The organism is Pseudomonas sp. AK-TSAG1-1, from assembly GCF_056821665.1.
This window is the reverse complement of sequence record NZ_CM165965.1, coordinates 3,100,579-3,123,373: the sequence shown is the minus strand read 5'-3', so window position 1 is coordinate 3,123,373 and position 22,795 is coordinate 3,100,579. Positions and strand designations below refer to the sequence as shown.

The window sequence follows — 22,795 nt, the reverse complement described above, 5'->3', positions numbered from 1 at the left end:
AGGCGTAAAGGATATACGCGCTCACCCGTCCCTGAGTAAAACCCTTACACAATTTCACACAGCGCCTACAAAGCTTCACCGCTACCCTCGGCGTCTGGCCGTAGGATGCGGGCTTCAATATTGGGGGTGGTACATGTCGAAAAATCTTCTGGCCGGGCTCGGCCTGATCGCAATCGCACTGTCGCTGAGTGCCTGTGATTCGTCCTCTAAGGCCGAAGAGGAAGCACCACCGGCCACCGTGCGCATCGAAACCATCGAGGCCCGCCCCCTGTCGATCAGCAGCGAACTGAGCGGACGCATTGCCGCGCCGCGGATCGCCGAAGTGCGCGCGCGGGTGGCCGGTGTGGTGCTGCAGCGCACCTTCCGCGAAGGCAGCGACGTGAAAAAGGGCGACGTGCTGTTCCGCATCGACCCGGCGCCGTTCAAGGCTGACCTCGACAGCGCCGAAGCCGCGCTGCGCAAGGCCGAGGCCAACGCGTTCCAGGCGAAGCTGCAGGAGCAGCGTTACGCGCAGTTGATCGACGACAAGGCGATCAGTGCCCAGGACTACGACAATGCACGCGCCAATGCCCGGCAAACGGCTGCCGACGTAGCCGGCAACAAGGCTGCGGTGGAGCGCGCGAAACTGAACCTGGGCTATGCCACCGTCACTGCGCCGATCTCCGGACGCGTCGGGCGTGCACTGGTCACCGAAGGTGCACTGGTCGGGCAGAACGAAACCACGCCACTGGCGCTGATTCAGCAGCTCAACCCGATCCACGCCGACCTCACCCAATCGACCCGTGAACTGAATGAACTGCGCCGCGCCTTCCGTTCCGGACAGTTGCAGGAAGTCGGTCAGGATCAGGTCAAGGCCACGCTGATTCAGGATGACGGCAGCCTCTATCCATTGCCGGGCAAGCTGCTGTTCAGCGACATCACGGTCGACCCGGGCACCGGCCAGATCATTCTGCGCAGCGAGTTCCCGAATCCGGACCTCGACCTGCTGCCGGGCAGCTTCATCCGCGTACGCCTGCAACAAGCGACCCTTGCGCACGGCATTACCGTGCCACAACGTGCGGTGCAGCGTGACAGCGCGGGTATTGCTCAGGTGCTGACCGTTGATGAGCAAATGCGTGTGGCCCAGCAGCCGGTGCAACTGGGCGCCGTGCAGAACGACCGCTGGATCGTCACCGGCGGCCTCAAACCCGGCGACCGCATTGTCATCGAAGGCCTGCAACACGCCCGTCCGGGCGAAGTGGTGCAGATCGACGACACCCCTCTTCCACTTGCCCAGACCTCTGGTCAGTAAGCAGGACGCTCTTCTATGCCGCAGTTCTTTATCGACCGCCCGGTGTTTGCCTGGGTCGTCGCGTTGTTCATCCTGTTGGCCGGTGCGCTGGCCATCCCGCAATTACCGGTGGCGCAGTACCCCGACGTCGCGCCGCCGCAGATCGAAATCTATGCCGTGTACCCGGGCGCCTCGGCGCAAACCGTCGATGAAAGCGTGGTCAGCCTGATCGAAGAAGAGCTGAACGGCGCCGATCACCTGCTGTACTTCGAATCGCAGAGCAGCCTCGGCAGTGCCACGATCAAGGCCACGTTCCAGCCGGGAACCAACCCGGAACTGGCCCAGGTCGACGTGCAGAACCGCCTCAAAGTGGTCGAGTCGCGCCTGCCGCAAGCGGTCAACCAGCAAGGCTTGCAGGTGGAGAAAGTCTCCGCCGGTTTCCTGCTGCTGATCACTCTCACCTCCAGCGACGGCAAACTCGATGACGTGGCGCTCAGCGACTATCTGGCGCGCAACGTGATGAACGAGATCAAGCGCATCGACGGCGTCGGCAAGGCGCAGCTGTACGGCGCCGAACGGGCGATGCGGATCTGGATCGATCCGCAGAAGCTGATTGGTTTCAACCTGACGCCGGCCGACGTCAACGCCGCCATCGTCGCGCAGAATGCTCAGGTGTCGGCCGGCAGCATTGGCGATCTGCCGAACCCTGGCAGTCAGGAAATCACCGCGACGATTCTGGTCAAGGGACAACTGTCGACACCGGAAGAGTTCGCCGACATCGTGCTCAAGGCCAATCCGGACGGTTCCACTGTGCGCATCAAGGATGTGGCGCGGGTCGAGATCGGCAGTCAGGAATACCAGTTCGGCACACGGCTGAATGGCAAGCCGTCGACCGCCGTAGGCGTACAGTTGGCGCCGGGGGCCAATGCTCTGGCGACCGCGACGTTGATCCGGGCGAAAATGGACGAGCTGTCGCGCTACTTCCCGGCCGGCGTGGAATACAAGATCCCCTACGACACTTCGCCGTTCGTGAAGGTCTCGATCACCAAAGTGGTCTACACCCTCGGCGAAGCCATGCTGCTGGTGTTCGCGGTGATGTTCCTGTTCCTGCAGAACATCCGCTACACGCTGATCCCGACGCTGGTGGTGCCGGTGGCGCTGATGGGCACCTTCGCGACGATGCTCGCGCTGGGTTTCTCGATCAACGTGCTGACCATGTTCGGCATGGTGCTGGCGATCGGTATTCTGGTGGACGACGCCATCGTGGTGGTGGAGAACGTCGAGCGGATCATGGCTACCGAAGGTTTGTCGCCGAAAGAGGCGACGCGCAAGGCCATGAAGCAGATCGCCGGGGCGATCATCGGTATTACGCTGGTGCTGGTGGCGGTGTTCATCCCGATGGCGTTCATGCAGGGCTCGGTGGGTGTGATCTACCGGCAGTTCTCGCTGTCGATGGCGACCTCGATCCTGTTCTCGGCGTTTCTCGCCCTGACCTTGACCCCGGCGCTGTGCGCAACGCTGCTCAAGCCGATTGCCAAGGGTGAACATCACGAGAAGAGCGGCTTCTTCGGCTGGTTCAACCGCCGCTTCGAACAACTGACCGACCGTTATCAAGGCTGGGTCGGTTACGCCTTGAAGCGTAGCGGGCGTTATCTGCTGATCTACGGCGTGCTGCTGATCGGCATGGGGTTGTGCTTTGCGCGACTGCCCTCCTCGTTCCTGCCGGTGGAGGATCAGGGTTACACCATCACCGATATTCAACTGCCGCCGGGTGCGAGCAAGAACCGTACGGTGCAGGTGGTCGAACAGATCGAAGCGCACAACGCCAGCGAACCCGGGGTCGGCGACAGCACGGTAATTCTCGGCTTCAGCTTCTCCGGCAGCGGGCAGAACGCCGCGCTGGCGTTCACCACCCTCAAGGACTGGTCGCATCGCGGCAGCGATGACTCGGCGAGTTCCATTGCCGACCGCGCCAACATTGCCCTGAGCCAGATCAAGGACGCGGTAGCGTTCGCTGTTCTGCCGCCACCGGTGGATGGCCTCGGTACGTCGAGCGGTTTCGAGTTCCGTCTGCAGGATCGTGGTGGCCTCGGTCACGCGACGTTGATGCAGGCGCGCAGTGAACTGCTCGCCGCTGCGGAAAAAAGCCCGGTACTGATGAACGTGCGTGAAAGCGCACTGGCCGAGGCGCCGCAGGTGCAACTGGAAGTGGACCGCAAGCAGGCCAACGCGCTGGGGGTGTCGTTCGCCGACATCGGTAACGTCCTGTCCACCGCCGTGGGTTCTTCCTACATCAACGACTTCCCCAATCAGGGACGCATGCAACGGGTGGTGGTGCAGGCCGAAGGCGATCAGCGCAGTCAGGTCGATGACCTGCTGAAAATGCACGTGCGCAACAATGCCGGGCACATGGTGCCACTGTCGGCGTTCGTTCAGGCGAAATGGACGCAGGGCCCGGCGCAACTGACCCGTTACAACGGTTACCCGGCGATTGCGATTTCCGGCGAACCGTCGCCAGGCCACAGCACCGGCGAAGCCATGGCGGAAATCGAACGTCTGGTGGCTCAGGGGCCAAAAGGTCTGGGTCAGGAATGGACCGGTCTGTCGTTGCAGGAACGCTTGTCCGGCAGCCAGGCGCCGATCCTGCTCGGTCTGTCGTTGCTGATCGTCTTCCTGTGTCTGGCGGCGTTGTACGAGAGCTGGTCGATTCCGACCTCGGTGCTGCTGGTGGTGCCGCTGGGTGTGCTCGGCGCGGTATTGGCTGTGACCTTGCGCGGAATGCCCAACGACGTGTTCTTCAAGGTCGGCCTGATCACCATCATTGGTCTGTCGGCGAAGAACGCGATCCTGATCATCGAGTTCGCCAAGAGCCTGTATGACGAAGGCCACGACCTGATCGATGCCACGTTGCAGGCAGCACGCCTGCGTCTGCGCCCGATCGTGATGACCTCGCTGGCGTTCATCCTTGGCGTGGTGCCGTTGGCCATCGCCACCGGCGCCAGTTCAGCGAGCCAGCAAGCGATCGGCACCGGAGTGATCGGTGGGATGATCACGGCAACGCTGGCGGTGATCTTTGTGCCGTTGTTTTTTGTGGTGGTGATGAAGCTGGTACAGCGCTTCAGCAAACACCACTAACCCCTGTGGGAGCGGGCTTGCTCGCGAAGGCGGATTTTCAGGCGATTGGACATCGACTGACACGACGCTTTCGCGAGCAAGCCCGCTCCCACAGTGTCCTTCGAACAGCCAACCCTATAGTCATCCCGGACGTCGCTGGGCTAATGTGTCTGAATCATCCTGGCCCATCGAGTTCCCATGCGTTTCCTCGCCCGTACCCACCCTCGCCTTTCCGCCGCTGCCCTGGTTGGCCTTGCCACCGGTCTTCTGATGCCTGCCGAATCCATCGTCGGCAAAATCCTCATCGGCTGGAACGCCGGCGTCTGGACCTACCTGATCCTGATGTTCTGGCTGACCGTGCGCGCCAAGGCACCGGACGTTAAACGCATCGCCGTCGTCGAGGACGAAAACGCCGGGCTGGTGCTGTTCGTGGTGTGTATCGCGGCGTTGGCGAGCCTGGCCGCCATCACGTTGGAACTGGCCGGTACCAAGGATCTGGATACCCATCGCAAACTTCTGCATTACGCGTTCACCGCCCTCACGGTCGTGGGCTCATGGCTGCTGATCGGGGTGATCTTCTGTGTGCACTACGCGCGCCTGTTTTACACCTGGGACGGCAAGGAACCGGCCCTGCGTTTTGCCGAAGGCCTGACCACGCCCAACTATTGGGACTTCCTGTATTTTTCGTTCACCATCGGTGTGGCGGTGCAGACTGCGGATGTCGGCGTCGCAACCCGCGATATTCGCAAGATCGTATTGGCGCAGTCGCTGATCGGCTTCGTGTTCAATACGGCGATTCTGGGATTTTCGATCAATATTGCAGCAGGACTGTTTGGATGATCGGTGTGCGCACAGGCCAGCCAGACACTACCGCAGTGACGCCATGAGTCATTACGGAGAACATAAAAAAACAACGTTGTATACCTGTTATACCTGACAGTATACAAAGCCTCGGCACTGGCCTTATATGAGTTATCCGTGCACTCATCCCTCAAGATAGCCCGGACTTCCGCCCTACCCTATGGAGAACTAACTCATGAGCAGTGCAGCCTTGAAAGAAATTTGCCCTTTTATCGATCCTACAGAACGTTTTGTAGCAAACCTTGAAGATGGCTCGGCCTTTTCCGCAACACTGACTGAACTAAGAGGCTCTTCTACACCTGGTCGAGGAGAGATCTATGTGGTTATTGCAACTTCCTTCCATGGTGGACATGCCATGACGTTCACTATTACCTTCGCAAAAGACGCGTTAGACACAATTACGAGCATCACCGATGAAGATAACAGCGCCACCCTTTTTTTGAATAACTACAAGAACCCCGACAATCCGACCCTGCAAAAGGCAAAAGCGGGCACTATCCAGTACGCGCTGGATCTGCCAACCCTGAGATTCAGCGGAAAGTTCAACGCGCCCATTGAAAAAGCTGATGGCAGTGGCACTTATCTGTGCAATGGTGAGTTCGACACAATCCTTAGTCAATCTCCAGAATAAATAAAAAAAACCCCGGCATCGTCCGGGGTTTTTCATGGTCACCTGAAGAGACTTGGCGTTCGCTCTACCATTTAAACTGCAGCCCCACGGTGCCGCCGATCGGCATCTCGATGTTTTTCCCGTTCATATATTCGACTTCTGCATGCGCTTGCCAGCGATCCGACAAATTTACAGCAATACCCGCCCCCAACTCTGCGCGAGAACCGGAAAGATCATTATTGAACACATTGTTGTTGACGCTGACTTCATTGTTTTTTGAAAATTCATGAGCCAATGCTGCACGGACATACGGCTGGACCATTGCACCGCTCTCCAGCTGCAGGGTTCGCCCTGCCGTTAAACCGGCCTTGCCCAGCAGCGACCGGGTACGATCTCCCTCAGCTCGCAGGCCATTGTCGAGGTTGTAATCCTTGCCTTGAATCACCACAGCAGACCATTGAGTGAACGGTTCGATGAAATAATCCTTTTCCAGTTTGATATGACGACCGAACTCGACCGAACCACCGAGCGCGCTGTTATCGTAATCGCCCTTCGAGCGAGTGCCATCACTCATGCCGACTTTGGCTTCATTCTGGAAGCGGTTGAGTTTGAGCACGCTATCGACATAGTAACCACTGATGTCATCCATCCATGTCAGATAGGAGCCAACGTAGTAACTCTTGATGGTGCCACTGCTGCCATTGTGCAAATCCAGGTCGGAGGTGCTATGACCCGCCATCACACCGAGCAGCCACTGGCCGTCACCGACCGGTAATGGGGCGTCCGCACCCAATGTGAATCCCTGCTGAGTCTGCCGATAGCCATCACCGAATGCGTCGGCAACGTTGTACTTGTTGCCATAGACCCTGCCCCAAGCCCCGGATTTCTGCTGATTGAAGCGCAGCTCTCCCATGCGACTGCGCAATGAGGTCAGCTCGCCATACCATACCGTCGGCGCGGTGTTGAACAGAGCTGTAACTGCACGGGTAGAAGGGCTGACCGTGCGCTCTGCGGGATCCAGGAACCAGTTTTTTCCGCTCTCGTCGGGCTTCAAACCATAGGAAAACGTACCGAGATCGACCTTGCCTTCTGCGTTGGCCAGGGAGAATTTTGCATCGCCACCAGCAGTGTGCACCACAGTGATTGGCTGACCGCTGGCCGGATCGATGCCGGTGCTGGTGATCAGCAGTTGATGATCGCCTGTTGCAGTCCCCGTGACATTGAGCACGTCGGTTTGGTTGGTTGCGAAATCGGTTCCCATCGCAAACAGGCCATGACCGGAAAGGTTATGCACGTTCAATTGATAGAAAACGTTATCCGGACCGAATTTGACTGTACCGCCCGTTAGATTCAGATCGCCGACCTGGCTGTTGCCGGTCAATTCCCAACGAGATTGCCCATCGATATTGACAGTCGCAACGTTATTCAAGGTGCCGATCAATTGTGAGCCTTGCTGCAAGTTGACGGAAACGTTACTGCCTGATTCACCTGTCACGTTCCCGTTTAATGAGCCCTGCACAAAATTCAACGCTGCCACACTGCTATCGTGCACCTGAACATTGCCCGACAGGTTGCTGCGCGCAACGTTCATCTGCACATCGGCAGCGCCGCGGACTTCGAGAATCGTCCCATTGCCCCCGGTCAGGGACGACCCGTTCAGAACGGCAATTCGTGAGACGGGAGCGGACACTCCGGCATGATCGACCAGAATGGCCGACCCTGTCTTGCCTTCGACACTCGAACGATCGAGCTGCAACTGACTGGCCGGAAGTCCAGCGCCTTCAATTCCCAGGGTCATACCGTTTTGTCCCCCGACAATACGGGTGCCATTGCTGGCAGAGGCCGTAGCACTCAACAGAGCCACGCCGGAACTGGTTGCAGCGGAACCTTCGATTATCGAGTTGGACATCGTCAGGGTACTGAAGGCCGTTGCGCGAGCACCGCCTGTTACGCCTGAAATCGTGCTGTCCGAAACTGTTGCACTGGAACCGGAGCTGGTTTTGACGTCACGCGCCACTTGCAGGCCCAGCCGATTGGCGTTGATGGTGCTGCCGGTGATGGTCGCAGCACTGTTGATCAGCTCCAGTCCTGAGCGCGCATTACCGCCGTTTATCGTCGAGTTGACGACACTGAGGGTTGAGCCCTGCGAGGCGGAAATCTGCCGGGTCGTCGCACCATTGGTATTCAATGTCGACTGAAAAACCGCGACATCGAGTGTTTGAGCTCCGTTGACATTCAACGTGGCGCCTTGGGAAAGCGTCCATTGCTCAACAGGCGCACCGGCGCTGATTGTCTGACTGCCTCCCACCAGCCCTCCCGCCTTTACAGAAGGAGATATCAGCAGGAAGAAACACAGAGAAGAGCTGCCCCACCAGACTTTTGTGAAGGATTCAGCGCCGTGAGGAGTATTTGACCACATGAAAACGCACCCACGTTGTTCACCGAAAAATGGTGATTTGGATTGCAGGCGATACGACCTCGCCCGGAAGGGTTGGCACACTACCGTGCGATAAAAAACAGGTATGTAGGAATAATCTTCAATTCGCGAGGATTTATTACCTAATGCCGTCAGGAAAATGCCGGGAGGACACACACTCCCGGCAGTCATATCCCACACTCAAATATTCGGAGTGCCCTCGCAGTAGTTATTGCTTTCATTGAGTAAAGACACTTGATTCAGGAAAGGCCGCGACGGAGTGACCGTCCCGAGAATCGTGACTTCGTACCAGACTTTTATGTAGCCCCGTGGCAGACCCGAACTTGCCGGTGGCTGAATAGGTTTCAACTTGGTCAAGTATGGCTGAATGTTTTTTACGAAAACCCCGCCTGTTTCCGAGCCGGTGATTGAGTAGGTGCCGCTATATTCCGTCCCGGAAATTTCGTTTTGTCCCGCCGCATCTGTGGTGCCCACCGACCTGAGCGTGACAACGGTATTTGTTGGCATGTGAATCTGATCGATGGTTACCGTCACTGGTAATTCAAAGTCCGGAATCGTCAGATACCTGCAGGATACAAAACCATTGAAAAGACGCACTGAAGGTGGCGGAAGATCGACCCGAATATTATCAATGATCACCTTTTGATCAGGCGATTTCATGACATTCACGCCGCCGGTTTCTTCAATTGTCCACCAGGCAACAGTTACAGGGGCCGCCGCATCAATCGTCGCAGAGTCCATGGTGGCCGTCAGTGGTGATACCACCCCGGCGGTTAATAATTCAGTATGGACTACAGAACCGTTGAACCAGAGTTTTGCTGTCTCGTCCCCCAACGGTACCCATGTCGTCGGAGCGGTAATCATTGGCGTACTGATCTCCACGTCCTTGCCCCGGTCGTCGGCGGTGATATGGTTAGGCGTTGACGAAGCACCGAGCACGGTGACCTTGGTCATGTCGGGATTTTCCAGGTCGGGGAAAACCGGATTTACAGGGCCACGGTAGGTAAAGTCCAGCGCAGAAGGTGTGTCAACGGCTGGTACCAGTGGCTCTACCCCGCGAGAAAACTTGTAATTGGCAACAATCGGCACTTCTGCCGTTGCGTTATTCCACAATGCCAACAACCGGCTGATCGAGATCGGAAACTGAAGTGTTTTCGTCGAGTCTGAACCCAACGCTTGATTGCCCAAATTGACCGACAATGCCGCAGAAGTAACGCTTGGAAGGATTCGATCATTCTCCTGGCCATTGGTGGTATAGGGCACATTGACAAAAACCGGGCCTTCCAGATCTTTCAGATCGACAACATCCGGCAAAATGCCTTTCGGAATGACACAAGGTATCAGCGATGGAGGGGGACGGCGCTGGACATTGAACGAGCTCGAGAGTGACTGCTCACTTTCATTGCCTACCACATCGCGAAATACACACCAACAATAGTAAAGCGAATCCAGCTTCGGTAAGACATCACGCGGAACCGCTATACTGGCCGAGGTCAATCGCTGACTGTAAACCGGTGAGCCCACACCATAGTTTTGACCAATGTAAACATCTACAGTGTCATCCGGGCGATACCATTCATACCCGATATTCACTATCAAATTCAGAAACGGGTTATTCGCCAGCCATTCATCATCAATGGTGCCGCGGGCTGGCAAGTTCGTAAAAACCGCTGCTTCTGGCTTGAATTTACGCCCCGAGGTCTTATCCTGCTCAGGTGCGGTACGGTCGATTTCCGCAGTCACCCAAGCCAAGGCATCCGGGTTGCCGTCAGCCCCCCTGTAAAAGATGAACTGGTACTGATACGTCGTTGAAGCTTTCGCCAGATCGTCATCCAGCAATGGAGCGGTGGGCACGTCGATGTCCAGGAACTGCGGGCGTGTTGCGATGGGACCGAATGCGTCTTCCTTGATCAAAACCAGGCTACCGTTTATTCCCTTGCGCTGGTAGAGCGCCCATTCATCACCATCATGCGGTGCAATGATCGTGGTCGTATCGAAACGAACGATCATGGGGCCCGGGTCCAGAATGGCTTTTGGAATCAAGTCATCGACAATCTTCCCGACTATGACCGGAGGCTGCGCCAGAATGCTGACATTGAGTGAAGAAGTCCTCAATGCCAAACGCGAGTTCTCGGCAATTTCCTGTGCCGTCAGTTTTTTTCCTTTACCGATTTTTTCCTGGATAGTCATTTTTTTCTCCAATCAATTTGATCATGCCGATCTATAAGGCAAGCATTTAAAGTTGAGACAACTGCATTCAAGTCATACCTAACGCACAACCACATCGTTATCTACGCTCTCCCTCCGCAGGGCACTGTTTCCCCCGGAATAATTCGGTCAATCTTTACCAAAGCAACACCAGACTTCGCCCGCGGAACACCACTGCGCACCAACGTATACATCGCAGTTCCAGAATGTTTATCAAACATCGGTCGAACATAGGGATCAAAGGGGATATCCAGAACAAATCCTTGCCTGACATCAACTTCATTTAATGTCTTACTGAATATATGCAGCGGCGTCAGCGCCGGCGGACTGCCATTTAATGAAGCAAACCCCTGCCATTGGAGTTCACAGACATCAAGTGTTTGAAACAGCGTTTCAGGCTTTACTTCTATACGGATCTTTTCCCAAATGGGTGGCAGCGTTTTGCAGTTCAAATTGCCCCAGAAGTCAGCGTCAGGAAAACCGGGTTTCTGAAGATCTGGGTGTACCGTGTGATCAATCGTCAATTTCCGGGAGGGTGAGGGATCTAGATTCCCGTCGTAACCTTCGAGTACGTAACGGATGAAGGCGCTGCCATCGTCTTCCAACATTGCCGGGGTCAGTGCGTACTTAAACTCCGGTTGGTCGTCAATGAAGGTATAGCGTTTGCGATACAGTTCTTTCTCGACACCATTCTGCAACCAATAAATATATAGATCCGTATAGGGTTCGACCGGATCGCCGGGTTGTTGCGGCCCTGGAAATCTCACCCATCGGGGAATGATGACCGAGGTTCCATTGATTAACTTGTCCAATGGAATTCGGCCATCCGGATCCAGATCACTGACCCCCTCGACCCTGAGTGGCGCGGCGGTAATTTGCTCTTTGGGCTGCGACATTGTGGATGCGTCTCCAGATGATCTACGTCTCAAGCACAGATTTCTTCGGTTCACACTGGGAGTGATTGAGCGCTGTTTTCCCACAACTGCCTACTGTCATATCTGACAGGTAAAGCTACCGCTCGTCGCCGGACTTCTGGATCTGCCCTGTGTCCAGACTTGACGGCATAGCGTTATTGTTGTCTTCTGAAACCGGTTTCATAACCATTGAAATGTATAACTCCAATAAAAGGTTCAAACCTTGAACGACTTCTCCGCCGCCCAGCGCAGCCGCGTCACCATGCTCGATGTCGCCGAGCGCGCTGGCGTGTCAAAGGCCAGCGTCTCGCGTTTTATCGGCGATGACCGTGCCCTGCTCTCCGATGCCATTGCCCAGCGCATCGAACAGGCGATTGCCGAACTCGGCTACCGCCCCAATCAAATGGCCCGAGGTCTGAAACGCGGGCGTACCCGCCTGATCGGCATGCTGGTGGCCGATATCCGCAACCCTTATTCGATTGCGGTGATGCACGGGGTGGAAACCGCCTGCCGTGCGCACGGCTACAGCCTGGTGGTGTGCAACACCGACCGCGATGACGAGCAGGAACGCCAGCACCTGGCGCTCCTGCGCTCGTACAACATCGAAGGGCTGATCGTGAACACCCTCGGTCATCACCGGGATGAGCTGGATGAGTTGAAGCGGGAAATGCCGCTGGTGCTGGTGGATCGCAAGGTTGAAGGCCTGGACAGCGACATGGTCGGGCTGGACAACCCGCAGGCCATCGAGATGGCGCTCGAACACCTTCAGCAGCGCAGCTATCACGATGTACTGCTGGTGACTGAACCCTATGACGGCACCAGTTCGCGGATCGAGCGGGTCAGCAGCTTTCAGCAGCAGATTGGCCAGCGCGAAGACATGCATGGCGCGGTGCTGGAGACCGGCCCAAGCCTTGCGAACGATCTTCAAACCTTTTTGAACACACCTGATTCGGGCCCGAAAGCCCTGTTCTGCGCCAATGGCGTGGCGGCGCTGACCTGCACGCTGGCCTTGCGCGAAGTTGGCTGTCGGTTGTTCGAGGATGTCGGGCTGATCGCGCTGGATGATCTGGATTGGTATCCGTTGGTGGGCAGCGGGATTACTGCCCTCGCCCAGCCTACAGAGGAGATTGGCGCGCGAGCTTTTGAGTGTTTGCTCAAGCGTTTGCGGGGGGATGATGAAGCGGCACGAATGCTGGATTTTGCGCCGGTGCTCATAGAGCGCGGTTCGACCCGTGGATTTTGCGGTGACTGATACGGCCTCTTCGCGGGCAAGCCCGCTCCCACAGGTTCTGAGCTTTCCAGTGACATTGTGGGAACTGGCTTGCCAGCGATGAAGTTCGAGAGAACGATTTTTTTTGAACAAAAATGAAACCGGTTTCAGAGGTAGATAACAATGAATAAACCTGCCGTTTCCATCAGCCTGTCCAGCTACGGCGCCGAACTGGTACGCCAGCGCGGGCAGGACTTTTTCATCGATGTGCTGGCCGCTGCCGGCGCCGATCGTATTGAATGGCGTGAAGAACTGCTGACCCGTGAAGTGCCCGAGCAGCTGCGGGCCGCCACTCAGGCGCAGGGTCTGCAAAGCATCTATTCGTCGCCGACCGAACTATGGCTCGCCGGCCAGGCGCGGCCCAATCCCGAATTGATCAGCGCTCTGCAACACGCCCAGGCGTTCGGCTCGAAATGGTTGAAAGTCTCGCTCGGCTATTTCACCGATAACTGTGATCTGCAGGCGTTGCAGCAACTGCTCGGCAACAGCCCGGTGCAGGTACTGGTGGAGAATGACCAAACCCTGCACGGCGGCCGTATCGAACCGTTCCAGCGCTTTTTCGCCGCCGTCGAGCAGCACAACCTGCCGGTCAAAATGACCTTCGACATCGGCAACTGGCAGTGGCAGGACCAATCGGCCGCCAACGCCGCACGCTTGCTCGGGCGGCATGTCGGCTACGTACATTGCAAAGCCGTGGCTCGGCGTGCCGACGGCAAGCTGGTGGCGGTGCCGCCGGCCGTCAGCGACCTGCATCTTTGGGAACAACTGCTGCGGCACATGGCCCAAGGCGTTATGCGCGCCGCCGAATATCCGTTGCAGGGCGATGACCTGGTGCAACTCACCACCGAACACGTCACCGCCCTCGCCCGCCTTGGCCAATCGCGCCTGGAGCCTGCCCATGTCTGATATCGATATTCTCTCGTTCGGCGAAACCATGGCGATGCTGGTCGCCGAGCAGACCGGTGAACTGGCCGCGGTCGAACACTTTCACAAACGCATTGCCGGCGCCGACAGCAACGTGGCGATCGGTCTGTCGCGACTGGGCTTCAACGTGGCGTGGCTGAGCCGGGTCGGCAATGATTCCCTCGGACGGTTTGTGGTCGAGACCTTGATCAGGGAAGGTCTGGATTGCAGCCATGTCGCGGTCGATAACCAGCACCCGACCGGTTTCCAGTTCAAGTCCCGTAACGACGATGGCAGCGACCCGCAGGTCGAGTATTTCCGCCGTGGCTCGGCGGCCAGTCATCTGTCGCCGCAGTCGATCAGCACCAGCCTGCTGAGTGCCCGTCACCTGCACGCCACCGGGATTCCACCGGCGCTGTCGGCCACCGCGCGGGAAATGTCTTTCGAGCTGATGACCCGCATGCGCCAGGCCGGACGCAGCGTGTCGTTCGACCCGAACCTGCGTCCGAGCCTGTGGGCCAGCGAGCAGGAAATGATCCGCGAGATAAATCGTCTCGCTGCCCTCGCCCACTGGGTGTTGCCGGGGTTGAGTGAGGGCCGTTTGCTCACCGGGTTTGAAGACCCGGCGGACATTGCCGCGTTTTATCTCGATCAAGGCGCTGAAGCGGTGGCGATCAAGCTGGGGCCTCAGGGCGCCTATTACCGCACGCAACTGGATCAGGGCTTTGTCGCCGGAGTACCGGTGACCAACGTGGTTGATACCGTCGGCGCGGGTGACGGGTTTGCCGTCGGCATGATCAGCGCCCTGCTGGAACACCAGAGTTTTGCCGAGGCAGTGCAGCGTGCGAACTGGATTGGCAGTCGGGCGGTGCAGAGTCGCGGGGATATGGAGGGTTTGCCGACCCGATCCGAACTCATCGCTGAATTCGAGTCCGCCTTCGCGAGCAGGCTCACGCCCACATTTGAAACGCATTCCCCTGGGGGAGCGAACCTGCTCGCGAAGAGGCCCGCCCAGACAAACCATTAATTGAACCTGCTGCGACAAAAACAACAAGCTCAGGAGCAAAACCATGAAAACTGCAACCCTCGCCACCCGCCGCTGGTGGTACATCATGCCGATCGTCTTCATCACCTACAGCCTGGCGTATCTGGACCGGGCCAACTACGGCTTCGCCGCTGCCTCGGGCATGGCCGCCGACCTGATGATCACCCCGGGCCTGTCTTCATTGCTCGGGGCGCTGTTCTTCCTCGGCTACTTTTTCTTCCAGGTGCCCGGCGCGATCTACGCGCAAAAGCACAGCGTGAAAAAGCTGATCTTCTTCAGCCTGATTTTCTGGGGCGGCCTCGCCACCCTCACCGGGGTCGTTTCCAACGCCTATTGGCTGATCGTGATTCGCTTCATGCTCGGCGTGGTCGAAGCGGCAGTGATGCCGGCAATGCTGGTTTATCTGTGCCACTGGTTCACCCGTGCCGAACGCTCGCGCGCCAACACTTTCCTGATCCTCGGCAACCCGGTGACCATGCTGTGGATGTCGGTGGTCTCGGGGTATCTGGTGCAGCATTTCAGCTGGCGCTGGATGTTCATCATCGAGGGCTTGCCGGCGGTGATCTGGGCGTTTATCTGGTGGAAGCTGGCCGATGATCGTCCCGCTCAGGCCAAGTGGCTGAGCGAACAGGAAAAGCATGACCTGGAAAGCGCCCTCGCCGCCGAACAGGTCGGGATCAAAGCGGTGAAGAACTACGCCGAAGCCTTCCGTTCGCCGAAGGTGATCATTCTGGCATTGCAGTTTTTCTGCTGGAGCATCGGCGTCTACGGCTTTGTGCTGTGGCTGCCGTCGATTCTCAAGGCCGGCGCGCAAATGGACATGATCGAAGCCGGCTGGCTGTCGGCGCTGCCGTACCTCGCGGCGGTGATCGGCATGCTCGCTGTGTCGTGGGGCTCGGACAAACTGCAAAAGCGCAAACGCTTCGTCTGGCCGCCACTGCTGATCGCGTCTATTGCGTTCTACGGATCCTACGCCCTGGGCGCGGAACACTTCTGGTGGTCGTACACCTTGCTGGTAATTGCCGGCGCCTGCATGTACGCGCCTTACGGGCCGTTCTTCGCCATCGTGCCGGAGATCCTGCCGGCCAACGTCGCCGGTGGCGCCATGGCGCTGATCAACAGCATGGGCGCGCTCGGTTCGTTCGGCGGCTCGTACCTGGTCGGTTACCTGAACAGCTCCACCGGCTCGCCCGGTGCCTCGTACCTGCTGATGAGTGGCGCGTTGCTGCTGTCGGTGGTGCTGACGATTTTTCTCAAGCCCGGTGCCAGTGACCGCGTCGTGGCCAAAGCCGTTGCCACGCGTCCCGTGCCAGCGCATTCCTGAAGAGATTCTGCCCATGAAAAAAACAGTCGTGCTTTACAAGAAACTCTCGCCGGCGCTGATGACGCGCCTGCAACAACACTGTGACGTGACGCTGATCGAAAGCCTCGATGCCGACGGCCTGATGAAGCTGCGCGACGCCCTGCCCGGCGCGCACGGTTTGCTCGGCGCCAGCCTGAAACTCGACGCGGCGCTGCTCGACCTGGCGCCGCAACTGCAGGCCATCGCCAGCGTTTCGGTGGGCGTCGACAACTACGACATCGACTACCTGACCCGGCGCAAGATCCTGCTGAGCAACACCCCGGACGTGCTCACCGAAACCACTGCCGACACCGGTTTCGCGCTGATCCTCGCCACGGCCAGGCGCGTGGTAGAACTGGCGAACATGGTGCGCAGCGGCCAATGGCACCGCAACATCGGCCCGGCGCATTTCGGCACCGATGTGCATGGCAAGACCCTGGGCATCATCGGCATGGGCCGTATCGGCGAGGCCCTGGCCCAGCGTGGGCATTTCGGTTTTGGCATGCCGGTGCTTTATCACAGCCAATCGCGAAAACCGGCGGTCGAGGCACGTTTCGATGCGCAGTACCGCAGCCTCGAAGCGCTGCTGCAAGAGGCGGATTTCATTTGCCTGACCTTGCCGCTGACCGCACAGACCGAAGGCCTGATCGGTGCCGAGCAGTTTGCGCTGATGCGCCCGGAGAGCATCTTCATCAATATTTCGCGGGGCAAAGTCGTGGATGAGGCGGCGCTGATCGACGCGCTGCACCATCAGCGGATTCGTGCGGCGGGGCTGGATGTGTTCGAGCGTGAGCCGTTGAATCATGACTCGCCGCTGTTGCAGCTGAACAATGTGGTGGCGACCCCGCACATGGGCTCGGCGACGCATGAGACGCGCGAAGCGATGGCGCGATGTGCGGTGGAGAACCTGCTTGCTGCGCTGGCTGGGGAGAAGCCGGCGAATCTGGTCAACCCGGTAGCTTGGCAGGGCTGAAAAATGCGCTGAATGGCAGATTGCATTCGCGAGCAAGCCCGCTTCCACAGGGGGGTAGTGTGTACAGAAAATGTTTTGTACACGCCCATCTACTGTGGGAGCGGGCTTGCTCGCGAAGAGGCCGGTTCAAACCACACACATCTCTCAGGCACTGCGCGCCTGCAACAGCTGCGCCGCACACAACGCAATCCGCGCGCAGGCATCGCCCAGTTTCACCCGGTCCAGCACCAGCCCGATGCGAATATGCCCCGCCGCGCTAGGCCCAAACGCCTCCCCAGCCAGCACCGACACCCCGTAACCCTCCAGCAACCGCTCGGCAAACGCCTGCGCGCCAAACCCGGTCTGACGCACATCGACCATCACGAACATCCCGCCATCCGGACGAATCGGCTGCAACCCCGGACAACCGCGCAACCGCTCGCACACCAGATCCCGGCGCAAACGGTATTCCTCACGCATCTGCGCCACTTCCGGCAGATCGCTTTCCAGCGCGACTTCCGCAGCTTTCTGCACGAAATCCGGCAAGCCGAACAGCATGCTCAACGACAGGTTCACCAAATGCTCGGCCAGCACTTTCGGGCCGATCGACCAGCCGACCCGCCAACCGCTCATGGCGTGGGATTTGGACAGGCTGTTGATGGTCGCGGTGCGTTCGGCCATGCCCGGCAGGCTCGCCGGGCTGACGTGCTCGCCCTCATAGAGCAGATCGCTGTAGACCTCGTCGCTGATCAGCCACAAGTCGTGGCGCACGCAGAGCGCCGCCAGTTCCTGCCAGATCATTAGGGAAAGGCTCGCGCCGGACGGATTGTTGGGGCTGTTAAGCAACAGGACGCGGGTTTTCGGTGTAATCCGCGCCGCGACATCGGCCGGGTCAACGCGAAAACCGTTCTGCGCCCGCACCGGAACCGGCACCACCGTCGCGCCGCACGCCCCGAATACGCCCTCATAGGTCACGTACATCGGTTCGGCGACGATCACTTCATCGCCCGGATCCAGCAGGCATTGGGCTACTGAATACACCGCGCATTGCGCGCCGGGCAGCACGATCACGTGCTCGGCATCCACCACCTGACCGCTGCGGCGCTGATGACGAGCGGCGATCAGCTTGCGCAGCGCCAAACGGCCACGCACCTCGGAATAATGCGTATCGCCCGCCAACAGGCTATCGATGGCGCCGTGAATGATCGGCAGCGGCGTATCGAAATCCGGATCACCCACGCTCAGCAGCAGGATATCGACACCCTCGGCGCGCAACTCCAGCGCTCGGTCATGAATCTGCCAGGCCGCTGCTCCCTCCCCGGCGATTCGTTGGGTCAAGGCTGAATAGCGCATGTACGTCTCCTGATTGCGCGGTCTCCAGCCTTCACCCTATCTCAAATCACAAAACGCGCCACCATGGCGTTCAAATCCACCGCCAGACGCGACAGCTCATGGGTCGCAGCGCTGGTCTGATTGGCCCCGGCAGCCGATTGCGTGGCCAGATCGCGGATATTGACCAGATTGCGGTCGACTTCGCGAGACACCTGCGCCTGTTCTTCCGACGCACTGGCGATCACCAGGTTGCGTTCGTTGATCTGATGGATCGACTGGGTGATCTGCTCCAGCGCCACACCGGCGGCGCGGGCCATTTCCAGGGTGGTCTGGGTGCGCTGGTTGCTTTGCTGCATCGACGACACCGCTTCACCGGTGCCGTTTTGAATGCCGGCGACCATTTTCTCGATTTCCTGGGTCGACTGCGCGGTGCGATGGGCCAAGGCGCGCACCTCGTCCGCCACCACCGCAAACCCACGCCCGGCCTCACCGGCACGTGCCGCTTCAATGGCGGCGTTGAGGGCCAGCAGGTTGGTCTGTTCGGCGATGGCGCGGATCACGTCGAGCACCTTGCCGATGTCGCGGCCCTGCGCGGCCAGGCCTTCGATCATCTGCGCGGTGTTCTGCACGTCGCGGGTCATGATCTGGATCGCGTCGACGGTCTTCACTACTTGATCGCGACCTTCGCGGGCGGCGTGGGTCGACTGGTTCGAGGCCTCGGAGGTCGATACGGCGTTCCGTGCCACTTCTTCCACGGCGGCGGTCATTTCGTTGACGGCCGTCGCAGCCTGTTCGATCTCATCGTTCTGCTGTTGCAAGCCACGCGAGGCTTCTTCGGTGACCGCGCTGAGTTCTTCGGCGGCGGCGCCCAACTGGGTGGCCGAGCCCGCGATCTGCTCGATGGTTTTACGAAGGTTGGTTTGCATCGTGGCCAGCGCCTGCAGCAACTGCGTGGCTTCGTCCTTGCCATCGACTTCGATGGTTTTGCTCAGGTTGCCACCGGCGATGGTTTGCGCCGCCAGTACTGCACGGTTCAACGGGGTGACGATGCTGCGGGTCAGCAGCAAGGCCAGCAGCACGGTGGCCAGTGCCGCGACAACGGCAACAGTGACGATACCGGTAATGGCGCTGTCGTAATGTTCGCCGGCCTGAGCGGAGGCGTCTTTCGCATCCGAAGCGTTGATTGCGATCAGTTTGTTGAGCTGCTCGCCCATCTGATCGGTGCCGTCCTTGATCCGTGTATTGATCAGGGTGCGCATGTCTTCGACCTTGTCCTGGCGCGACAGCTCCATCATCTGGTTTTGCGCTTGCAAGTAGTTGTCGAGCGTCGCGGCGAAGACCTTGTATTGCGCCAGTTCCTCCCCTCCGGCCGGCAAAGCGGCATAAGCGGCCTGGGCACTGCGCACCTTGTCCACCAGTTCGTTGATGCGGGTCTGGGCATCCTGCAACGCCGCCGGCTCTCGGTTGACCAATACGCGGAACGACAGAATGCGCAGGCGCAGGACGTTTTCCGTGACTTTGCCCAGGTACGCGACGCTGGGCAGTTGATTGGTTTCCATATCGACAGAGGCCTGGCGAATGGTCGACATGCGATTGACGGCGAACACGCCAAGGACGATCACCAGCAAGGCGATAAAGGCAAAACCGAGGAAGGCACGGGGCGCGATATTCAGGTTACGCAAGGACATGGTTGGACTCTCGGATAGAGGTAACTGCGAGCGTCCTTGCCGTCATCACTGGCCCTTGGGCGGGTTCAGTCCGGCGTCACTGTTCGAGGGAATCTGTGTGCGCCTGATCTCTGTATCGGCCGGGCTTTAGGAAGGTTGCGTGTAAAGCGGAAATATTTTTCAAGGTGTTTCAGAGCTGAAACACCTTTCCAGCTTGCCCCCCTGTGGTGAGGGGATTCATCCCCTCTCCACAATGTTTTCAGTGCGTCAGATATTGAGTTTGGCCATCTGCCAGACCCGGGCAATATCCGTCGCCCGTTCGCGCAACAAGCGCGGCGCCTCGGCGCAGGCCTGTTCCAGGGTCATCGGGCCGCTGGTCACGGCGAATGCCGCATCGATGCCGTGCTCGTAGAGTTCCTGATAACCCTCGCCCAGCGTGCCCGCAATGACGATCACCGGCACACCGTGCTGTTTGGCGACCCGCGCCACACCGAACGGGGTCTTGCCGCGCAAGGTCTGCGCGTCGAAGCGGCCTTCGCCGGTGATCAGCAGATCGGCACCGTTGACGGCGTCGGCCAGGCCCACCAGTTCCGCCACCACTTCAACCCCGGCCTGGAATTGCGCGCCGAGAAATGCCTTGGCGGCAAAGCCCAATCCACCCGCTGCACCGCTTCCCGGTTCATCGCGAACGTCCTTGCCCAGCGCTTGCGCACAAAGTTCGGCGAAGTGCCCCAGTGCCTGATCCAGTTGCTGCACCTGGGTCGGTGACGCGCCTTTTTGCGGGCCGAAAATTGCCGAGGCACCGTGCGGGCCGCACAGCGGGTTGTTGACGTCGGCGGCGATGTCGAAGCGCACCTGGGCCAGACGTGGGTCAAGTGCGCTCAGGTCCAGACGCGCCAGTTGCGCCAACGCAAGACCGCCCGGCACCAGAGCCTGACCTTGCGCATCGAGCAACTTGACCCCAAGCGCCTGCATGGCACCTGCGCCGCCATCGTTGGTCGCGCTGCCACCAATCGCCAAAATCACCCGTTGCGCGCCGGCATCAAGCGCGGCGCGAATCAGTTCACCGGTGCCGAATGTGCTGCTGATGCACGCATCACGCTGCCCCGGCGGCACCAATTGCAAGCCACTGGCTTCGGCCATTTCGATGATCGCGGTGTGGTTATGCGGCAACCAGCCCCACGCAGCGTCGACCGGCGCGCCCAGCGGGCCACGCACCCGGGTGCGGCGCAACTCGCCCTCGCAGGCGGCAAGAATCGACTCCACCGTCCCCTCGCCGCCGTCGGCCATCGGGCATTTGACCAGTGTGGCGTGCGGCCAGACCTGCGCCAGGCCCAGTGCAATGGCCTCGGCAACGCCTTGGGCACTCAGGCTGTCCTTGAACGAATCGGGGGCGATGACGATCTTCATGCGAATTCTCCAGTTCCAATGCTTCTCATGCTGCCAGTCGGCATGCGCATTGACGCCTGTCCGCTGCACAAGCGGGGTGGGCGTTTATTGTTCATTTCCACAAAAGCTCAGCGAGAGATGTGTTGTATGTACCTGCCTCTTCGCGAGCAAGCCCGCTCCCACAGGACGAGTGAACCCCAAAAGGTTGGAACAAGCTCTCACAGGAGGAATGCATTCCAAAAGGTGGGAGCAAGCTCTCACAGGAGGAATGCATTGCAAAAGGTGGGAGCGGGCTTGCTCGCGAAGGCTTCTTTGAAAACACCCGATCAGCCTGGATCAGTCTGCGGCAACAACTGCACCCCAAGGTACAACGCCAACATCCCATCCAGACGCAGCGGATCCACCCCGCTGATCTCGGCAATCCGCTCCATCCGGTAACGCAAACTGTTGCGATGAATGCCCAGTGCATCGGCACACGCCTGGCTCTGTCCGTCGTGCTCGCACCAACTGCGCAGGGTCGCGAGCAGTTGGCCGTTGCCGTCCTTGGCGATGACTTTACGCAACGGTTTGAGCAACTCGTCCAGCGCATCATCGTTGCGATGGCGCCAGAGCATCACCGGCAAGCGATAGCGATTGAGGGTCAGCAAGCGCGAGTGCGGTAACACGTCCCGGCCATAGGCAAGCAGATCGCCGACCCGCCGATAACAACGACGCAACCCGGCCAGCCCGTCCGCCTGCCCACCGACAGCAATGCGCAGAATGTTCCAGCCGAGGCCGTCAAGCTTTTCCAGCAAACGATCATGCTCAACGTTCTGAGCCGCCGGGCGACACCACAGCAGCGATGACTTGGCCGAACTCACGCACCAGCTGTCCGGATAACGCGAGGTCAACCAGGCGCTCAACGCCTCGACGGTTTGCCCCGGGCCATGTTCCAGGCCCAGTTCGAACAGATACGGCACCCGGGTTAATTGCGGCTTGAGCCCCAGTTGCTGCGCCTCATCGACCAGGCGCGGCGAGTCCCCGGCTTCGCTCAACAGCAACGCTAGCAGGTCATCGCAACGCTGGCGCCGCCATTGCTGTTCGGCTTGCTGATTGCGCTGGCCGACCAGCATTTCCGCGGTCATGCGCACCAGTTCGGCGTAGGTGCGCAGTTGTTCCGGCTCACCGGTAATGCCGAGCACGCCGATCAAACGTTGATCGAGTAACAGCGGCAAGTTGATCCCCGGTTGCACACCTTTCAGATGCACCGCCGTCTGCGCGTCGATCTCGACCACACGACCGTTGGCCAGCACCAGTTGTGCGCCTTCGTGGCGAGTATTGATGCGCTCCGGCTCGCCACTGCCGAGGATCAAGCCCTGGCTGTCCATGACGTTGACGTTGTAGGGCAAAATGGCCATGGCCCGGTCGACGATATCCTGAGCAAGGTCGTGATCGAGTTCGAACATGATCGGCAAAATCCTCAAGCAGCGGCGGCGGACGGT

At 59.1% G+C, this 22,795-nt stretch carries 16 protein-coding genes; 9 read left to right on the top strand and 7 right to left on the bottom strand.

Features of this window, described 5'->3' with window-relative positions; genetic code table 11:
* The first annotated feature begins 133 nt into the window (after positions 1–133).
* The 4 genes from AC1UK9_RS13865 (at position 134) to AC1UK9_RS13850 (ending at position 5,876) form a co-directional block, all read left to right on the top strand.
* Complete coding sequence (locus AC1UK9_RS13865) at positions 134–1,291, top strand: efflux RND transporter periplasmic adaptor subunit (protein WP_473015697.1); 1,158 nt, start codon at positions 134–136, stop codon at positions 1,289–1,291.
* A 15-nt stretch (positions 1,292–1,306) separates the two neighbouring features.
* Positions 1,307–4,405, top strand: coding sequence for a multidrug efflux RND transporter permease subunit (locus AC1UK9_RS13860; protein WP_482580436.1), 3,099 nt, complete (start codon positions 1,307–1,309; stop codon positions 4,403–4,405).
* Positions 4,406–4,582: 177 nt separating this feature from the next.
* The gene (locus AC1UK9_RS13855) at positions 4,583–5,224 is read left to right on the top strand and encodes a DUF1345 domain-containing protein (RefSeq protein ID WP_473015695.1); all 642 of its coding nucleotides are present in this window, start codon (positions 4,583–4,585) and stop codon (positions 5,222–5,224) included.
* Between the two features lie 196 nt (positions 5,225–5,420).
* Positions 5,421–5,876 carry a hypothetical protein gene (locus AC1UK9_RS13850; RefSeq protein ID WP_482580435.1) on the top strand — a complete coding sequence of 152 codons (456 nt, stop codon included), beginning with the start codon at positions 5,421–5,423 and terminating at the stop codon, positions 5,874–5,876.
* A gap of 64 nt (positions 5,877–5,940) precedes the next feature.
* On the opposite strand, the gene AC1UK9_RS13845 is transcribed toward AC1UK9_RS13850, so the two are convergent.
* The 3 genes from AC1UK9_RS13845 to AC1UK9_RS13835 all read right to left on the bottom strand — a co-directional run bounded on the left by AC1UK9_RS13845 (position 5,941) and on the right by AC1UK9_RS13835 (position 11,396).
* A complete protein-coding gene (locus AC1UK9_RS13845) occupies positions 5,941–8,463 on the bottom strand; it encodes an autotransporter outer membrane beta-barrel domain-containing protein (RefSeq protein ID WP_482580434.1) in 2,523 nt (840 codons plus the stop codon).
* A gap of 9 nt (positions 8,464–8,472) precedes the next feature.
* Positions 8,473–10,482, bottom strand: coding sequence for a hypothetical protein (locus tag AC1UK9_RS13840; protein WP_482580433.1), 2,010 nt, complete (start codon positions 10,480–10,482; stop codon positions 8,473–8,475).
* 101 nt (positions 10,483–10,583) lie between these two features.
* Positions 10,584–11,396, bottom strand: coding sequence for a hypothetical protein (locus AC1UK9_RS13835; RefSeq protein ID WP_473015691.1), 813 nt, complete (start codon positions 11,394–11,396; stop codon positions 10,584–10,586).
* A gap of 241 nt (positions 11,397–11,637) precedes the next feature.
* Here AC1UK9_RS13835 and AC1UK9_RS13830 point away from each other — a divergent pair, with 241 nt between their 5' ends.
* The 5 genes from AC1UK9_RS13830 (at position 11,638) to AC1UK9_RS13810 (ending at position 16,947) form a co-directional block, all read left to right on the top strand.
* Complete coding sequence (locus AC1UK9_RS13830; RefSeq protein WP_482580432.1) at positions 11,638–12,666, top strand: LacI family DNA-binding transcriptional regulator; 1,029 nt, start codon at positions 11,638–11,640, stop codon at positions 12,664–12,666.
* A 141-nt stretch (positions 12,667–12,807) separates the two neighbouring features.
* On the top strand, positions 12,808–13,590 hold the full coding sequence (locus AC1UK9_RS13825; RefSeq protein ID WP_482580431.1) for a sugar phosphate isomerase/epimerase family protein: 783 nt from the start codon (positions 12,808–12,810) through the stop codon (positions 13,588–13,590).
* Positions 13,583–14,614, top strand: coding sequence for a sugar kinase (locus AC1UK9_RS13820; protein ID WP_482580430.1), 1,032 nt, complete (start codon positions 13,583–13,585; stop codon positions 14,612–14,614). Before AC1UK9_RS13825 ends, AC1UK9_RS13820 begins: the two co-directional genes overlap by 8 nt.
* A gap of 43 nt (positions 14,615–14,657) precedes the next feature.
* Positions 14,658–15,956, top strand: a complete 1,299-nt coding sequence (locus AC1UK9_RS13815) for an MFS transporter (protein WP_473015686.1) — start codon at positions 14,658–14,660, stop codon at positions 15,954–15,956.
* A 13-nt stretch (positions 15,957–15,969) separates the two neighbouring features.
* A complete protein-coding gene (locus AC1UK9_RS13810; RefSeq protein WP_482580429.1) occupies positions 15,970–16,947 on the top strand; it encodes a 2-hydroxyacid dehydrogenase in 978 nt (325 codons plus the stop codon).
* Between the two features lie 144 nt (positions 16,948–17,091).
* Here AC1UK9_RS13810 and AC1UK9_RS13805 read toward each other — a convergent pair whose 3' ends face one another.
* The 4 genes from AC1UK9_RS13805 to AC1UK9_RS13790 form a co-directional block, all read right to left on the bottom strand.
* The gene (locus tag AC1UK9_RS13805; RefSeq protein ID WP_482580428.1) at positions 17,092–18,279 is read right to left on the bottom strand and encodes a pyridoxal phosphate-dependent aminotransferase; all 1,188 of its coding nucleotides are present in this window, start codon (positions 18,277–18,279) and stop codon (positions 17,092–17,094) included.
* A gap of 41 nt (positions 18,280–18,320) precedes the next feature.
* A complete protein-coding gene (locus AC1UK9_RS13800) occupies positions 18,321–19,946 on the bottom strand; it encodes a methyl-accepting chemotaxis protein (protein ID WP_482580427.1) in 1,626 nt (541 codons plus the stop codon).
* Positions 19,947–20,192: 246 nt separating this feature from the next.
* A complete protein-coding gene (locus AC1UK9_RS13795) occupies positions 20,193–21,335 on the bottom strand; it encodes a glycerate kinase (RefSeq protein ID WP_482580426.1) in 1,143 nt (380 codons plus the stop codon).
* Between the two features lie 305 nt (positions 21,336–21,640).
* Positions 21,641–22,759, bottom strand: coding sequence for a sugar diacid recognition domain-containing protein (locus tag AC1UK9_RS13790; protein WP_025109941.1), 1,119 nt, complete (start codon positions 22,757–22,759; stop codon positions 21,641–21,643).
* Positions 22,760–22,795: the final 36 nt, after the last annotated feature.

What these genes read in the sequence shown, in the direction of transcription:
- AC1UK9_RS13800 (WP_482580427.1), bottom strand. Translation starts at nt 19,946, where the DNA reads ATGTCCTTGCGTAACCTGAATATCGCGCCCCGTGCCTTCCTCGGTTTT.
- AC1UK9_RS13815 (WP_473015686.1), top strand. Translation starts at nt 14,658, where the DNA reads ATGAAAACTGCAACCCTCGCCACCCGCCGCTGGTGGTACATCATGCCG.
- AC1UK9_RS13790 (WP_025109941.1), bottom strand. Translation starts at nt 22,759, where the DNA reads ATGTTCGAACTCGATCACGACCTTGCTCAGGATATCGTCGACCGGGCC.
- AC1UK9_RS13825 (WP_482580431.1), top strand. Translation starts at nt 12,808, where the DNA reads ATGAATAAACCTGCCGTTTCCATCAGCCTGTCCAGCTACGGCGCCGAA.
- AC1UK9_RS13835 (WP_473015691.1), bottom strand. Translation starts at nt 11,396, where the DNA reads ATGTCGCAGCCCAAAGAGCAAATTACCGCCGCGCCACTCAGGGTCGAG.
- AC1UK9_RS13855 (WP_473015695.1), top strand. Translation starts at nt 4,583, where the DNA reads ATGCGTTTCCTCGCCCGTACCCACCCTCGCCTTTCCGCCGCTGCCCTG.
- AC1UK9_RS13865 (WP_473015697.1), top strand. Translation starts at nt 134, where the DNA reads ATGTCGAAAAATCTTCTGGCCGGGCTCGGCCTGATCGCAATCGCACTG.
- AC1UK9_RS13820 (WP_482580430.1), top strand. Translation starts at nt 13,583, where the DNA reads ATGTCTGATATCGATATTCTCTCGTTCGGCGAAACCATGGCGATGCTG.
- AC1UK9_RS13840 (WP_482580433.1), bottom strand. Translation starts at nt 10,482, where the DNA reads ATGACTATCCAGGAAAAAATCGGTAAAGGAAAAAAACTGACGGCACAG.
- AC1UK9_RS13860 (WP_482580436.1), top strand. Translation starts at nt 1,307, where the DNA reads ATGCCGCAGTTCTTTATCGACCGCCCGGTGTTTGCCTGGGTCGTCGCG.
- AC1UK9_RS13850 (WP_482580435.1), top strand. Translation starts at nt 5,421, where the DNA reads ATGAGCAGTGCAGCCTTGAAAGAAATTTGCCCTTTTATCGATCCTACA.
- AC1UK9_RS13795 (WP_482580426.1), bottom strand. Translation starts at nt 21,335, where the DNA reads ATGAAGATCGTCATCGCCCCCGATTCGTTCAAGGACAGCCTGAGTGCC.
- AC1UK9_RS13810 (WP_482580429.1), top strand. Translation starts at nt 15,970, where the DNA reads ATGAAAAAAACAGTCGTGCTTTACAAGAAACTCTCGCCGGCGCTGATG.
- AC1UK9_RS13845 (WP_482580434.1), bottom strand. Translation starts at nt 8,463, where the DNA reads ATGACTGCCGGGAGTGTGTGTCCTCCCGGCATTTTCCTGACGGCATTA.
- AC1UK9_RS13805 (WP_482580428.1), bottom strand. Translation starts at nt 18,279, where the DNA reads ATGCGCTATTCAGCCTTGACCCAACGAATCGCCGGGGAGGGAGCAGCG.